The organism is Candidatus Villigracilis saccharophilus (assembly GCF_016711665.1).
Map to the genome: position 1 here is coordinate 44,327 of NZ_JADJSO010000065.1, position 14,554 is coordinate 58,880.

General features: G+C 49.8%; 14 protein-coding genes. 3 read left to right on the top strand and 11 right to left on the bottom strand.

The features are described from left to right. Positions 1 to 219: 219 nt before the first annotated feature. On the bottom strand, positions 220 to 1,248 hold the full coding sequence (locus IPL17_RS20620; protein ID WP_345308967.1) for a hypothetical protein: 1,029 nt from the start codon (positions 1,246 to 1,248) through the stop codon (positions 220 to 222). A 248-nt stretch (positions 1,249 to 1,496) separates the two neighbouring features. Between IPL17_RS20620 and IPL17_RS20625 the strand changes: the two genes are divergently transcribed. The 3 genes from IPL17_RS20625 to ppk1 all read left to right on the top strand — a co-directional run bounded on the left by IPL17_RS20625 (position 1,497) and on the right by ppk1 (position 4,823). Then, entirely contained in the window at positions 1,497 to 1,724 is a 228-nt protein-coding gene (locus IPL17_RS20625; RefSeq protein ID WP_345308968.1) for a hypothetical protein, read from the top strand. 457 nt (positions 1,725 to 2,181) lie between these two features. Continuing rightward, on the top strand, positions 2,182 to 2,688 hold the full coding sequence (gene sixA, locus IPL17_RS20630) for a phosphohistidine phosphatase SixA (protein ID WP_345308969.1): 507 nt from the start codon (positions 2,182 to 2,184) through the stop codon (positions 2,686 to 2,688). A 20-nt stretch (positions 2,689 to 2,708) separates the two neighbouring features. Beyond that, positions 2,709 to 4,823 (top strand): polyphosphate kinase 1, encoded by a 2,115-nt coding sequence (ppk1, locus tag IPL17_RS20635; protein WP_345308970.1) that lies wholly within the window; start codon positions 2,709 to 2,711, stop codon positions 4,821 to 4,823. On the opposite strand, the gene IPL17_RS20640 is transcribed toward ppk1, so the two are convergent. From IPL17_RS20640 to infB, 10 genes are all read right to left on the bottom strand, one after another. After that, a complete protein-coding gene (locus IPL17_RS20640; protein WP_345308971.1) occupies positions 4,813 to 6,039 on the bottom strand; it encodes an ATP-binding protein in 1,227 nt (408 codons plus the stop codon). The two genes, ppk1 and IPL17_RS20640, sit on opposite strands and share 11 nt — an antisense overlap. 26 nt (positions 6,040 to 6,065) lie before the next feature. After that, on the bottom strand, positions 6,066 to 6,776 hold the full coding sequence (locus IPL17_RS20645) for a response regulator transcription factor (RefSeq protein WP_345308972.1): 711 nt from the start codon (positions 6,774 to 6,776) through the stop codon (positions 6,066 to 6,068). 83 nt (positions 6,777 to 6,859) lie between these two features. Then, positions 6,860 to 7,477 carry a hypothetical protein gene (locus IPL17_RS20650; protein ID WP_345308973.1) on the bottom strand — a complete coding sequence of 206 codons (618 nt, stop codon included), beginning with the start codon at positions 7,475 to 7,477 and terminating at the stop codon, positions 6,860 to 6,862. Between the two features lie 245 nt (positions 7,478 to 7,722). Continuing rightward, positions 7,723 to 8,682 carry a DUF4349 domain-containing protein gene (locus IPL17_RS20655; protein WP_345308974.1) on the bottom strand — a complete coding sequence of 320 codons (960 nt, stop codon included), beginning with the start codon at positions 8,680 to 8,682 and terminating at the stop codon, positions 7,723 to 7,725. Between the two features lie 84 nt (positions 8,683 to 8,766). Continuing rightward, positions 8,767 to 9,210, bottom strand: coding sequence for an NUDIX domain-containing protein (locus IPL17_RS20660; protein WP_345308975.1), 444 nt, complete (start codon positions 9,208 to 9,210; stop codon positions 8,767 to 8,769). Between the two features lie 7 nt (positions 9,211 to 9,217). Beyond that, positions 9,218 to 10,141 carry a bifunctional riboflavin kinase/FAD synthetase gene (locus IPL17_RS20665; RefSeq protein WP_345308976.1) on the bottom strand — a complete coding sequence of 308 codons (924 nt, stop codon included), beginning with the start codon at positions 10,139 to 10,141 and terminating at the stop codon, positions 9,218 to 9,220. Positions 10,142 to 10,269: 128 nt separating this feature from the next. Next, positions 10,270 to 11,190 carry a tRNA pseudouridine(55) synthase TruB gene (gene truB, locus IPL17_RS20670; protein ID WP_345308977.1) on the bottom strand — a complete coding sequence of 307 codons (921 nt, stop codon included), beginning with the start codon at positions 11,188 to 11,190 and terminating at the stop codon, positions 10,270 to 10,272. A 76-nt stretch (positions 11,191 to 11,266) separates the two neighbouring features. Further along, positions 11,267 to 12,226 (bottom strand): DHH family phosphoesterase, encoded by a 960-nt coding sequence (locus IPL17_RS20675; protein WP_345308978.1) that lies wholly within the window; start codon positions 12,224 to 12,226, stop codon positions 11,267 to 11,269. A 65-nt stretch (positions 12,227 to 12,291) separates the two neighbouring features. Then, the gene (gene rbfA / locus IPL17_RS20680; protein ID WP_345308979.1) at positions 12,292 to 12,642 is read right to left on the bottom strand and encodes a 30S ribosome-binding factor RbfA; all 351 of its coding nucleotides are present in this window, start codon (positions 12,640 to 12,642) and stop codon (positions 12,292 to 12,294) included. Positions 12,643 to 12,719: 77 nt separating this feature from the next. Then, a complete protein-coding gene (infB, locus tag IPL17_RS20685) occupies positions 12,720 to 14,495 on the bottom strand; it encodes a translation initiation factor IF-2 (RefSeq protein ID WP_345308980.1) in 1,776 nt (591 codons plus the stop codon). Positions 14,496 to 14,554: the final 59 nt, after the last annotated feature.

A 14,554-nucleotide genomic window follows, 5' to 3' on the forward strand; every position in this document is an offset into this window, starting at 1 on the left:
TCCTCAAGGAGGTGAGGAGAAGAAAACAAGTTATGCGGTTTTGCGTTTCTTCAGGAATTCACGGCGTTTGCGTGTCGCATCAACACTGAAGACTACAACCATGGACAGGAAAAGAAAGGATGGGAAGATGGTTTCCATAATGACTCCATTTGTATGAAGTGATGATACAGCCATTTCTTTAATAAAAACCTAAAAAGCGGTTAATATCTGGTAAACAAATCAAGATATATCCGCTCGGCCGCGTTTGAGGCGTGTTTGAGGCTGCCTGCGTTTGGCTTTCAACACATCCAGGGATGTGTGCAGAACACGCTCACAGGTTTGGGCAATGTGCTGGGCGGAGATGCCGTCATTCTGGATGGGCATTAACTGCTTTAGTTGATCTGCATTCAGGTTGGTGTGAACTTCCTTTCCCAAAGCGATCGCGACAAAGGTACAGGTGGATTGCTGGGTGATGACCACCTCTGCCTTTGCGATCATTTGATCAACGCTGCCATGCGTGAACACGAGTGCGCCCGGCGCAAATTTATATATCTCACGGATTGCCCTTGGTGTATCTTCCAAAGGATGCAGCTTAAATATCAATTTCCGCCCGCCTGCGATCTGATTGCATTTGCGGATGAAAGCAGGACGGTCGTCCCATCGGAAAGTTTCGCGCAGCGGAGAGGTGGCTGCAAGAACGTATCCGTGAAAGGGGAATGAATTATTTTGCGCGCTTTTCAGGTTGTCAAAATTTGGTATCCCGGTCACGGCGATTTTACCTTCGTGCACCCCTTTGCCAATGAAGAGATCTGCGTAGCCCTCGGATGCCACGCAGAATATGTCATACTCATTCGAAAGTCCGTTGGTGGACGTATTGGCTAGATAACGGGGAAGTTTCAACCATTTGACCAGGTGAAACATGAGGCTCTCCGGCTCCGTGATACCCTCCTGTACCAAAACCACTCGTTTATTGCGAATATTGTTTTGAATGATCAGGTCGCTGCAAGTGACCACCAGATCATACGAACGGGCTTCTCCCCGCAGGTCTATCCTTAGGTTGTGACGGGCAAGATATTCCATGGTCTCACGTTTATGGCGTCCGCCCAGCACCGTGAAATTCAGCCAGCCCAGGCGGGCTGCAAAACCCTCCAACCCATCGGCGTAATATGGAGTGAAATAACAAGCATGTTCTTTCATCATAGACTGGGCGATCGCGTACATTTGGGTGGTCTGGTTCAGTGACCCGCAGATAAACAGGATATTTCCCATACGTTACTCCGTTTAGTTTGAAGTCTAAGCCCGGAGTGTTAAGCCGCCGGTAACAGCAAATTAAGACTTTGTTTAAGTCTCCAGCTGTCTGACAATTTAAGAATATGAGCGGTGTTCCAAAAATAAATGAGCCAGGTTTGGTTTGGTTTGATAGTTATTTTTATTTACCAGTTGTTAACAACACCTTTTGAGGATGTTAACTATCGTGGAGTATCTTATGAAGACCTCTCCCCACGAAGAGAAATAATATGACTCGCAAAAACCTTGACCATCGACTCCAAGGTATTCGCGACGAACTCTTGTACCTGAGCAGTATGGTGGAAGCCGCATTGGTTAATTCAGTATCTGTGCTCAAAAGTCATGATTTGGAAAAATCGAGACTTGTCCATCGCAATGATTTACGAATCAATGCAGAATGTTTTGAACTGGAAAGGCAGATCATCTTTACGATCGCGAGAAGCGCATGTTTTGTTTGACCTGTGCCTTCTCGCCTCATCCATGAATATAATATTTGTACCGAACTGGAAAGGATCGGCGATTATGCCATGACGGCATTTATCCGCACCAACGTGCCTTCTGCCATTCGTATCATCTATTGATGCGATGTACAATCCGCTTTTTTCAGAGTTGATGAATTTTGTAATTCACGGCGTGCATAACACGGAACGCGCCCACTTATACTATAAAGAACGTCACGCCATTCATGGTTTTTCCAAGGTCGCTTGACAAGAATTAAAACTCGTGGCGTCATCTGAATAAATGTGGCACAAGTGGCGGACTTTCGGCTCGTATACGAAGCCAAAACATAAAAATCCTGACCTTGGAAAAGCCATGCCACGCCATTGCCCTGGCGGGTTATATCGAAGACAAAGGTGAGATAATTGCCTTTTGGCGCACTGCGCCAGATCAACCGTTTCCACAGGAGAAAAGAACATGAACTTATATATCATTCGTCACGCAATTGCTGTAGACGAAGGCACGCCTGAATATGAACAGGATAGCGAACGCACTCTCACAGACAAAGGTAAAAAGAAAATGCGCCAGATATCGAAAGGTTTGCGTACTCTCGGCGCAGACTTTGACCTGATCCTGTCCAGTCCGTATGTCCGTGCCAAAGAGACTGCTGAGATCCTTGCGGATGTTTTCAAGGTCAAAGCTGAAATCGCTTTCAGCGATAATCTTGTCCCGATGGGTGATCCTGACTTGTTGATCGCTGAAATGAATGAAAAATACAACGCGAACAGTATTGCATTGGTTGGGCATGAACCCCAACTAACCGCCCTGGTCAGTTTGCTGGCGGCTGAAAATACAAGTGTGGACATGACCCTCAAGAAAGGCGGTGTGTGCCGACTTTCCGCCGACGATCTTCACCATTCCCGCAAAGCTACGTTAGAATGGTTGCTTACGCCCGGTATCCTGGTTGAGATCGGCGAAAAATAAAGATCAAGAAAGAAAAATATATGGCTGAGCAAAAAAATAATCCGCCCGAAATCATTCCTGTTGACCTTACTTCTCCCGCTCTTTATATTAACCGTGAGTTGAGTCTGCTCGAATTTCAGCGCCGCGTGCTCGAAGAGGCCTGGGATGAATCCAAGCCATTGCTTGAACGCGCAAAATTCCTTGCCATCTTTGGCTCGAACATGGATGAGTTCTTTATGGTGCGCGTCTCGGGTATTCGCAAACAGGTTGAAGCGCGAATCATGGAAGTTTCTCCCGACGGCCTAACTCCGCCGGATCAGCTGGCGGCGATTCGCAAGCTGGCTCTCGAATTAATGATCGAGGCGCAGCACTGTTATCAACGCAAACTTTTGCCCAAGCTTGTTAAAGCGGGCATCCATATTATTGACTATCAAAAATTAAATAAAACGCAAAAAGAACGAGCGGATACTTACTTCAAAGAAGTGATCTATCCTGTACTTACGCCGCTCGCATTGGACCCCGGACATCCCTTCCCGCATATTTCAAATTTAAGTTTAAATCTCGCCATTGTGATCCGCGACAAAAAAGGGAATGAAAAATTTGCGCGTCTTAAAGTGCCAGATACTTTACCGCGCCTTCTGCCGATCAAACGTTCTTCGGGCGGAGTCCGTAAAGATGGGACAATTCCACATCAGCATTATTTCGTCTGGCTTGAACAGGTCATTGCATCCAATCTCCATGATCTGTTCCCCGGCATGGAAGTGACCGCCGCTCATCCCTTTCGTATTGTGCGTGATGCCGATATCGAAATTCAGGAACTCGAAGCCGATGACCTGCTTGAGACCATGCAGCAGAATATCCGCAAACGCAAGTTCGGCTCGGTGGTACAGGTGGCCGTCTATGAATCCATGCCTGAGAATATCCGCGAACTGTTGGTGGATAATCTTGAAGTAACCCGGAACGATGTGTATGTTTTGGATAGTCCACTTGGCTTGAGCGGATTGTGGCAGTTATATAGCAATGTGGAACGCCATGATCTGAAAGACAATCCTTACAAACCTCGTGTTCCCAAGGCATTTAGACATGCCGCAACTGCAACGGATATCTTCGAAGCGATCCGAAGCGGAAATATCCTGGTCCATCACCCGTATGATTCATTCAAGCCCGTTGTTGATTTTATCAATGCCGCTGCGCGTGATCCGCAGGTGCTGGCGATCAAGCAAACACTGTATCGGGTTGGCCCAAATGCGCCTGTGGTCGAAGCCCTGCTCGAAGCCGCCGAGCGCGGTAAACAGGTGGCGGTGCTGGTTGAACTCAAAGCGCGCTTCGATGAAGAATCAAATATCAGTTGGGCGCGCGCCTTGGAAGAAGTGGGGGTGCATGTGGTCTATGGTCTCGTTGGTTTGAAGACCCATTGCAAAGTCACCATGGTTGTCCGTCAGGAGGGTGAGGGCATTCGCCGATATTTGCATCTTGCAACGGGCAATTACAATGCGAACACCTCCCGCATTTATGAAGACATCGGCATCTTTACCTGTGATGAAAACATGGGCGCGGATGCGACCGATCTTTTTAATTATTTAACAGGATATTCCACAAAGCAGGAATATCGCAAATTGCTGGTCGCCCCTGTCAGCCTGCGTAAAAAATTAGAAAAATATATCCTGCGTGAGATCGAACATGCCCAGCAAGGGCGCAAAGCCCACTTGATCTTCAAGCTTAATTCGCTGGTTGACCCGCATATGATCCAGCTTTTGTATCAGGCATCCCAGGCGGGCGTGAAGGTTGAACTGCTTGTGCGCGGCATGTGCTGCCTGCGGCCTGGCATAAAAGGCATAAGCGAAAATATTCGTGTCATCAGCATTGTTGGGCGTTATCTCGAACACAGCCGCTTGTTTTATTTTCATAATGACGGCAAGGAAAATATTTATCTCGGCAGCGCAGACCTGATGACCCGTAATCTCAATCATCGTGTTGAAGTTGTCTTCCCGATCGAAAATAAGGATCACATTCATCATTTGCGTCATCGTGTTTTGGATACTTACTTAAAAGACAACACCCGCGCGCGCATTCTTCAATCAAACGGCACTTATACACGCCTCGTTCCTGAAGCGGGAAAAGAGATTGTCGATGTTCAGGAAAAATTTATGAGTTGATCGGAATTACAAAATAAAAAACACTTCCGCGTCCTTCGTTGCTCTCCGCCCAAATTTTTCCGCCGTGCGCTTCGATGATGTGTTTTGAGATCGAAAGTCCAAGTCCCGTACCTGAACCTGTGCGGGATTTGTCGACTCTGTAGAATCTTTCAAAGATACGGGTGAGACTCTCCGCTGGGATACCGACTCCCGAATCCCGCACAGCGAATCGCACGCCGCCGGTAACTGATTCAGTTTCGAGAGAAATATCTCCCCCGGGCTTTGTGAACTTGACCGCGTTATGGATCAGATTCACCAGCACCTGCTCCAGCCGTGATTTATCCGCGCGGATATTTGGCAGACCATCCTCACACTTGATCGACAACTTCAGCCCTGCGCGTTCAGCCTGCATTCTCATGCGGTCGGTGGCAGATGTGATCAAACTCTTGGGCGCCAGCGGCGCGAGGATCAATTCCACCTGACCTGACTCAATGCGCGAGAGGTCAAGCAATTCTTGTGCCATCTGCGTCAGCGCGTCCACTTCAGTGCTGATCCTGCCCAGGAAACGCGGACCTGCTTCCGGGTCCGATAGAGCGCCGCTTTGTAATGTCTCAGTTAATGCTTTAAGTGAGGCGAGCGGAGTCCGCAGTTCATGCGAAACATTTGAGATGAAATCCCGCCGCACAGTTTCGAGCCTGCGTACGCGGGTCAGATCCTGCACCAGCAGCAGGCTTCCGCTCGCATGGGTATCAGGGATGGCGATCAACTGCAAAAATTGATGGCGGGCGGGCAGTTCAACCGACTCGCTTTGCATCTCATTGGTTTGCTGACAACGCCGCCACGCGTCCACGAGTTGATGGTTGCGTACAACTTCGGTGACACTGTGGCCAGGCGCGTTTGAAATTTCAAAGAGTTTTTGCGCGGCTGGGTTCGCAAACTGGATCAGTCCATTTGCATCGACAATGATCACTCCATCGGTGAGCTGTTCAAGCACAGTGGAGAGACGCGCATTTTCTGAGTTCAATGTCGAAAGTTGATTTTCAAAATGAATTTTTAACGAGGCGACAGCATTTGAAAGATTTTCGATTTGTTTCAGATCAGTGGGGAGTCTTTCCGGCGCAATGCGTGCAAGGCGGGCGTATTCATCCACTCGTTTTTTTAAATCATAATATCGCCACGCAAACCACGCAGCGACAAGAAATAAAATAATGCTAAAAAATAATTGAAACGAATTCATCCTGGCTTTCGACCTTCAACTGTTTTTCATCCTTCAAACCGATATCCGCCGCCGCGTACTGTCACAATGCGGGTGGGGTTGGATGAATCCTCTTCGATCTTTTGGCGCAGCCAGCGGACGTGTACATCCACAGTACGGCTATCGCCGATGAAATCCCAGCCCCAGACACGCTCAAGGATGAATTCGCGCGAAAGCATCTGGCGGCGGTGTTCGGCGAGGAAGAGCAGGAGTTCATATTCTTTTGGTTTTATCGGTATCGCTTCACCGTTCAATGTGACCTCGCGGCGGGTAAGGTCAATAGTAAGATTATCAAAAGTTAATTTTTCGTGTGGCGTGTCGGCATCTTTTGATTTTCCCATTTCTTCGCGCAACAAACGCGCGCGTCTAAGTTGTGACTTGACGCGCGCCATTAACTCACGCATCGAAAACGGCTTGCTCATGTAATCATCCGCGCCGACTTCGAGACCGACCACGCGGTCAATTTCGTCGTCGCGCGCGGTCAGCATCAAAATGGCAGTGGACATTTCCTTGCGCAGAATGCGCGCAACTTCGAAGCCGTCCATTTCGGGCAGCATGATATCCAGCACGATCAGGTCAGGTTTTAATCGCCGCGCAGCTTCGAGTGCGGAGCGGCCATCTCCAACTGTTTCCACCATATAACCTTCTTTTTTCAGGTTATAGGCAAGGGTCTCTTGTAAAGAGAGTTCATCTTCAACGATCAGAATTGTTTCAGGCATTGATGGGAATATACCATAAAGGAAATATTGTCTGTTAATGGGAGGTTAAAGAAAAGAGCCTGCCGCTCGGGCAGGCTCTCATTTTAGGGAATGATCTCGAATTCGATTGTTTGCTGAAGATTATCGTTTAAATATAAGTCAACTTTGTATTTCCCGGCAGGCCATGGATTGGCACTGTGATTCGACAATGTTTTATAATTTTTTACCGTTGCAACATCGGTGATATCAGACCTTACGGCGCCCGGCAGAAAACCTTTTACATCCACCACCGACCAGACGATCCGGATAACGTTTTTATTGGAGGGATCATTGATATCAAAGAATAAATAAATGACCTGATCGGGCTTATATTTATTTGTGGTGAAAACACCCTTGACATCTGATGCCAGAAATCCATTAAAGATGCCTTCCTGCGCAGCAGCGGTTGCCGTGGGCGGCTCAAGGGTTGGGGTAAAGGTGAACGGCACCTCAGTGGGGGGAATAACAACTGTTTCTGTTGGCAGGATGGGCAAAGGAGTGGCAGTGACAATCGCAGTAATGATCAGCGGGGCTGGGGTTGGGGATGGGCTGGTATCGTTTCGGTTCAATACAAAGGGAATAATCGCAGCAACAATGGTCGTCGCCGCGCCAATGATCGCTATTAATACATTTTGACTGATCTTGGATTCCTTTGCCCCTTCGCTTGAAGATTTGTTTTCCATGGATTCACCTTCCTTTTTTAAGATTTTATATTAAGCAGCCAGATTGTCAAGAAAAATCCGTTGAAATTGCGATTGATTTTCCCCCATTGTAATGCGATATGCTGGAAATATGAGCCAAATAATCTTGTTTATATGTATGACAGGAAAATTTAGGTGGAAATTGTTTCTGCAAATTTTGCGGGCGTAGAGCGAAGAAAAATGAAAGACCGTCAGTTGTGGCTGGCGGTCTTTTGCTTGTTGTTATGCTATTGAGTTGGCTTTCTGGATCTGCGTGTGAGTAGTTTCCACAATCCCCAGATGATCAACGCGGGCGGCGCAAGGATCGGGATAAGCACTACAAAGAGCCAGATCAGGAAGTTCACAATGCCTTGATATGCGAAGGTAACGGTCTCTTTGGCGTTGTTGAAGGTCTCACCGGGGTTCCACGGATTCGGAGTCGGGGTGACAACGGGCTCCAACTCGGGCAGTTCAGGTTCAAAGTTAATGGTGATCGTAGAGTAAGCGGAACGGTCTTCCAGGTAATTCATCTGCCCTTTGATCTGTTCGATCTGTGACTCTATGGCAGAAAGTTCCTGGTTGATTCGCAGGGCTTCGTCAACTGTTTTGGCACTGTCAAGGAACGTCTTAATACGTTCGCGCGTGGCTTCGAGATTGGTTAACTGTGATTGCAGGTCAACGAATTGATTGGTCACGTCTTCGCCGGAAGCACTTTCGTCCAACACCTGAACTGAGAGTCCCCGCAGGCGGCTGAGTGTGTGCTCGAATTCCTGAACGGGAATTCCAATGGTAATGGCGGCGTATTTGTAATTTTTGCCATCATAATGGGGTTGAGACCACACCCGTGAGCTGACGATGTATCCGCCCGCGTCGCCTACAACTTGAGTGGCGCGGTCAATGGCGATATCGGTGTCGGTCACCAGCAATTTGATCTCGGCGTTCTTAATGATCATATGCATGGATGCTAAGGCGCCGGGAGCGCTGTCTTGTGGCGGCATGGCAGTGGCATAGATCGAGGGGAGCGCCTGGTTGCCTGCTTCCTTTGCGACATCATTCGCTCCACCTGCATTTTGGGCGGCTGGTTCTTCATAAGAAAGCGGTGCTTCAACAACGAATGCTTCTGTTGCGGCGGGCGCACCTCCACAAGCGCTGAGAATCAGAACCCCCAATAAGATAAATACGGCAAGGACATTGAATTTTGTTTTCATATTCTCCTCCAGAAAGAATATTGTCGACGTGATAATGGATTGACGATAATGGGAGGAGAAATGTTCCGTGTTGTGAGGTTTGGCCTATTTCTTTGTTGAAAATATTTGGGCTGTCTTGTTGGCCCAGCCTTCCTGACTACAGCGGACCACCAGTTCGGCCAGTTCACGCGGCAGGACATTTTTGCTCAAAATATTTTCTATTGGTATCCATAGTGGAAGATAAGTTCCATAGGCGGGGTTATATCCACTATATTCCTCGCCTGTGCCTGTGCCAAAATCCCCGCTGATTTTGTATACTAAAAAATAATGCTGTGTATTTCCGTTGATGAAGACCTCGGCAGCTTTTTGTTGGATCTCGACCACAACGCCCAACTCTTCTTCAGCCTCGCGGACCGCGGCTTGTTCCGGGCTCTCGCCTTCGTCAATGCCGCCGCCGGGAAATGCAAAATAATGTAACCCATTGCGATGGCGTTCGATGAGGGCCAGTTTGTTATTTTCGATCAGGATAATGCCGGAGCGGTTTCGCATTTTGAGATCATGCTCTGTTAAGTATGTCGCGTGTTTTGTCCACATCTTCATGGATTTTTTCGATCAATGCATCCACTGAATCAAATTTTAACTCATCACGGATGCGGGAGATGAATTCAACTTTCACTTCCTGTCCGTAAATGTCACGGTCAAAATCCAGGAAGTAGGCTTCGAGGCTGGGGGTTTGTCTTTCTGGTGTGAAGGTGGGGTTGAAACCAATATTGGTGGCGGCCATGAACTTCTCTTCACCGAGCCATGCCCAGGAAGCGTAGATGCCATTTGTTGGTATCACTTTTTGTTTTGGATAATTCACATTGGCGGTGGGGAATCCGATCTTGCGCCCGCGTTCAGCGCCGTGGATGATTTCTCCACTCATGCTGTAGTTGTAACCAAGCAGTTTTGCGGCTTCAGTCACATTGCCGGTGGAAACCAGTTTGCGAATTTCGGTGGAGGAGATCACGCCGCTTTCGTCGCTGACGGCATGGATGACCTCAACTGTGTAATTCAGCTCACTGCCAATTTCGGCCAGTCGCACTGCGCTGCCTTCGCGTCTCCTGCCGAGCGCAAAGTCATAACCAATCAGCAGGTGACTGAGGTCAAGCGTCTCTTTCAGGCGCGACATATACTCGTAGGCAGGGACAGTTGACAGGTCAGGGGTGAAGCGCTGGGTGATGACGATGTCCACGCCCAATGCCCCAAGCAGATCAGCCCGTTCCGCTGGCGTGGTCAGGCATTTAATATCCCGCCCGGTCAGCACATTTGCCGGGTGAGGGTCAAACGTTAATAGAACAGCGGGCGCATTGTTTGCATGCGCTTCTGTTGTGAGTTTGCGGATGATCTCACGATGCCCGCGATGCACGCCGTCAAAAACACCGACTGTGAGCCAGGCGTTTTTTATGGTAACTTCTTCAAGCGAATAATAATGCTGCATGGGATGAAAAAAGCCGCCATTTCGGCGGCTACATGTCATTGCGAGGGCGCACTTACACTTCGCCCAAAGCAATCTCCACACTGTTGGAGATTGCTTTGGCGGGCTATCGCCCTCCTCGCAATGACATATTAATCAGTAAAGAAAACTTTCTTGGGCTGCCATTCGCGCGTGCCATCTTCGTTGATGACCATTTCCATGAGCGCGACCAATTCGCCTTGGGTGCTTACGCCGCGCACTTTGGTTTCTGTGGGTTCGCCGACAACTTTGACGCGATGACCATGCCGAACCCCTTCCACTTCATCGGGGCTGAGTTCAACGGCGGTCCAATCGCCCAGCGCTTCGGCGGCGGGGATGAGGTATTGATACCAGTTGCCGGCGGTGAAGGCTTCCTGCAATTTTCGCAGAGGCACCGCATCACGCAGCGAGAAACGCCCGCTCTTTGTGCGGCGCAGGCCGACCAGATACGCGCCGCAGCCAAGCATCACGCCGAGATCGTTTGCGAGCGAGCGAACATAGGTGCCGGAGGAACAATGCACATCAATGACCACTTCGGGCGGAGTCCATTCGAGGACTTCAAGGTGATGCACGGTGATCTTGCGCGGCGCAAGTTCCACTTCTTCGCCCTCGCGCGCCATTTCATAGGCTTTGCGTCCCTGTACTTTCACTGCGGAATAGGGCGGCGGGGTTTGTTCGATCTCACCAACAAATGTTTTGAGCGCTTCTTCGAACTGGGCTTCCGTCACGCTGACCGGATCTTTTGTAGGCGTTACCAAACCTTCTGCATCAAATGTGTCCGTGGAGCTGCCCAATCTAATAATGGCTTGATATCGTTTATCGGAAGCCGAGACGTACTCGCTTAAGCGCACAGCGGGACCAACAAGGATGACGAGCACGCCGGAAGCGCGCGGGTCCAGTGTGCCGGTGTGACCGGCGCGGCGCAGGTTCGTTCCATTGCGGATAGCCTGCACCACGTCATGCGACGTCATACCGACAGGTTTATCAACAACTAGTGCGCCCGAGATGGCGTTCTTAATATCCTGACTATTCATTTTGCATTCCTCCTTAGATTTTCCTCTGAGTAATTATGACACATTTATCTTATTTTACAATGAGATTATGTAATTCTTATTTTAGATTTAACATTTCGCGAGTCTTTTTCAAAACTTCCTGCTGGACTTCGATCAGGCCGCCCTCGATGTCTGCTCCGGCTGCTGCGGCATGACCACCGCCTTTAAAGTGTTTTGCCACCTGGGAGACATCCACGCCGGTTTCCAGTGCGCGCCATGAGATCTTGACATGGTTGTCACTTTGTTCGACGAAGACCATTCCGACTTTGTTCCCGTCAATGGCTGAGATCATGTTGATCAGGTCTGCGTCGTCATTGCCGCCATATCCCGCGGCTTTGCGGTCTGATAGGTTCAAAGTGCCCCAAACAATTCCATGTTTGCTTTGCAGGCTGGAGAGGCCCGCTCCCCAATAGCGTGCAGCTGGATATGTTTTTCTGACTAGTGCATGCATATATATTTCGGGCATGTCCACGCCTGTTTCCATGAGAGTCGCGGCTTGTCGAAGCGCTTGCGGCGTGATGTTGGATGTGCGGAAGCCAAGCGTGTCTGTGATGATGCCGGTTAAAAGAGCCGCGGCGATGGGTTTGGTGATCTTCAATCCCCATTCTGGCAGGTGTGTGGTCAGGATCGCAGATGTGGCAACCTCTTCGGCTTCGATGAGATTTAATTTTCCAAAATTTTCGTTCGTTTTGTGATGGTCAATATTGATGTCAGGCTCGCCAAAACTTTCAAACAACTTCCCCGTTCGTTTGAAGTCCGCGCAGTCGACTGTGATGAATGTATCATGAGCTTCTGTTGGGGTTTTCTTGATGAGTTCGCTGCCTTCAAGGTATTTGAACGAAGATGGTACTCCATCTGCCAGGATCATTTGCACGGCTTTGCCTGCGTCGCGCAAGGCCAACCCCAGTCCAAGCAGCGCTCCAATCGCGTCGCCGTCCGGTCGAACATGCGAAGCGATCACAATATTTTGTGCCGCATCCAATCTATTTTTTATTTCCCCTATAATTTGGTTGTTCACTTATTTCCATCCTCCTAAACGATTAATAAAAATAGGGGGTGCGTTTTGGACACACCCCCTATAAATTATTTCTTTTCTCTTAACCCAGCCAGAACCTTCTCAATGTGGTCGGCGTTCTCCGGCGTGGGGTCCCAGTGGAATTTTAATCTGGGAAAGGCGCGCAATTCAACTCGCGCCGCGAGCGCCCTCCTAAAGAAACCAGAGGCGGACTCAAGCCCTTCGAGGATCTCGGCGGAACGCGAAGCGCCCTCGACGGCAGAGACAAAGATATGCGCGAAGGCGAGTTCTTTGTCTATTTTCACATCGTTAACGAAGATGTTCTTCAGGCGCGGATCATTAGTCTCGCGGATCAACATCTGCGAAAGTTCCTGACGAACACGGTCCTGGATGCGGTGTAAACGAATTCCTGTTGGCATGTATTACTCACTTATGTCATTGCGAGGAGCGTTCTTTGCGACGTTGCTTCGCGCGAAGCGCTCGCAACGACATTTAATTACGAATTTTCAACCACATAACAAACCAATTGATCGCCGGGTTCGATATCGTTGAAGTTCTTGAAACCTACACCGCATTCAAAACCCGTGCGCATTTCCTTTACATCTTCCTTCTCATGGCGCAGGGAAGAGAGGTCGCCTTCGTAGATCATGTCCGCGCCGCGGTAGAGACGCACGCGCGCGCCGCGTCTTAGCTCGCCTTCGGTCACTTTGCAGCCGGCGACCTTGCCAAACTTGGAAGCGGCGAATGCGACCAATACCTGCGCGCGTCCGACAACTCTTTCCACGAGTTTGGGTTCAAGCATACCATTGAGCGCCTTCTCAATGTCTTCGGTCATGCGGTAGATGATCTCGTACAGGCGGATATCCACGCCTTCCTTCTCAGCGAGACGGCGGCCATCCACATCCGCTTGAACGTTGAAGCCAATGATAATGGCTTTCGATGCAGAAGCGAGCATTACGTCGTTGTTGCCGATATTACCGGTCTCAGCGTGCAGGATATGTAATCCGATCTCGCCTTCGCCGAGTTTGTTCAATTCATTGACGATCGGGTCCAGTGAACCCTGAACGTCCGCTTTGATAATAAGGTTGAGCCCCTTGGCTTCGCCAGCCTGTACATTGGCGAACAGGTCTTCGAGCGAAACTTTCTTCTTGGTCTGCGAAAGGGTCTTGGCGGCGTCGCTGCGTTCCGCAACGATGGCGCGCGCCTCTTTTTCAGAAGCCACGACCTGGAAGATATCTCCAGCGGAGGGCATGCCGCTTAATCCCATCACAGCTACCGGCGTGGATGGACCGGCTTTCTTGATCGGTTTGCCTTTGTGGTCGGTGATGGCGCGCAGTTTCCCGTAGGAAGTTCCTGCCACGACAATGTCACCGGCCTCGAGCGTTCCATTCTGAACCAGCAGGGTGGCCATCACGCCTTTGGATTTGTCCAACTCGGCTTCAATGACCGTGCCGATGACTTTTCCGCCGGGGTTAGCTTTGATGACATTGCTGTCTGCCACGAGCAGAATTCCTTCGAGCAGATCGTCAATGCCTTGTTTTTGCTTGGCTGAAACAGGGACCACCATGGTATTGCCGCCCCATTCGTCGGGGACGAGTTCGAGTTCGGCAAGCTGCTGTTTGACACGATCTGGATTGGCGTTGGCTTTGTCAACTTTGTTTAATGCGACCATCAATGGGACACGCGCGGCTTTTGCGTGTGCGATGGCTTCGCGTGTTTGCGGCATGACACCGTCATCCGCCGCGACAACGAGCACGACAATATCCGCGCCCTGAGCGCCGCGCGCGCGCATTTGTGTGAACGCTGCATGGCCGGGGGTATCTAGGAACGTGATCAGACGTCCCTTCTTTTCAACTTGATACGCGCCGATATGCTGGGTAATACCACCGGCTTCGCCGGCAGCGACTTCGGTTTGACGAATGGCATCCAGGAGGCTGGTCTTGCCGTGATCGACATGACCGAGGATGGTGACTACGGGTGGGCGGGGCTTTAAGAGCGAAGCGTTTTCTCCCGCGATCATCTGACGCCAGAGCGGAACTTCCCCGGTCTCCACCTTGGTATCTTCTTCTGATGCTTCGAGCACGGCTTCGAATCCGTACTCCCCAACCACGATCGCGGCTGTGTCAAAATCCACAGTCTGATTAATGGTTGCCATCACACCATTCGACATCAATTTTTTGATCAGGTCAATCGGGCTTTTTTCGATCTTCAGCGCCAGATCACGGATCACAATGCTGGCGGGCAATTCAAGTTTGGTAACGGTAGTGCTCATCGGCCACCTCCTTCTAATTTGCAAATATCATGGTTCAATATTCGCGGCTCCCAATTCCC

Excerpts from the sequence above, each read along its gene's own strand:
- IPL17_RS20650 (WP_345308973.1), bottom strand. The coding sequence starts at position 7,477 with ATGGAAAACAAATCTTCAAGCGAAGGGGCAAAGGAATCCAAGATCAGT.
- sixA (WP_345308969.1), top strand. The coding sequence starts at position 2,182 with ATGAACTTATATATCATTCGTCACGCAATTGCTGTAGACGAAGGCACG.
- IPL17_RS20640 (WP_345308971.1), bottom strand. The coding sequence starts at position 6,039 with ATGAATTCGTTTCAATTATTTTTTAGCATTATTTTATTTCTTGTCGCT.
- IPL17_RS20665 (WP_345308976.1), bottom strand. The coding sequence starts at position 10,141 with ATGCAGCATTATTATTCGCTTGAAGAAGTTACCATAAAAAACGCCTGG.
- ppk1 (WP_345308970.1), top strand. The coding sequence starts at position 2,709 with ATGGCTGAGCAAAAAAATAATCCGCCCGAAATCATTCCTGTTGACCTT.
- IPL17_RS20625 (WP_345308968.1), top strand. The coding sequence starts at position 1,497 with ATGACTCGCAAAAACCTTGACCATCGACTCCAAGGTATTCGCGACGAA.
- IPL17_RS20620 (WP_345308967.1), bottom strand. The coding sequence starts at position 1,248 with ATGGGAAATATCCTGTTTATCTGCGGGTCACTGAACCAGACCACCCAA.
- IPL17_RS20645 (WP_345308972.1), bottom strand. The coding sequence starts at position 6,776 with ATGCCTGAAACAATTCTGATCGTTGAAGATGAACTCTCTTTACAAGAG.
- rbfA (WP_345308979.1), bottom strand. The coding sequence starts at position 12,642 with ATGCCAACAGGAATTCGTTTACACCGCATCCAGGACCGTGTTCGTCAG.
- IPL17_RS20655 (WP_345308974.1), bottom strand. The coding sequence starts at position 8,682 with ATGAAAACAAAATTCAATGTCCTTGCCGTATTTATCTTATTGGGGGTT.
- truB (WP_345308977.1), bottom strand. The coding sequence starts at position 11,190 with ATGAATAGTCAGGATATTAAGAACGCCATCTCGGGCGCACTAGTTGTT.
- infB (WP_345308980.1), bottom strand. The coding sequence starts at position 14,495 with ATGAGCACTACCGTTACCAAACTTGAATTGCCCGCCAGCATTGTGATC.
- IPL17_RS20660 (WP_345308975.1), bottom strand. The coding sequence starts at position 9,210 with ATGCGAAACCGCTCCGGCATTATCCTGATCGAAAATAACAAACTGGCC.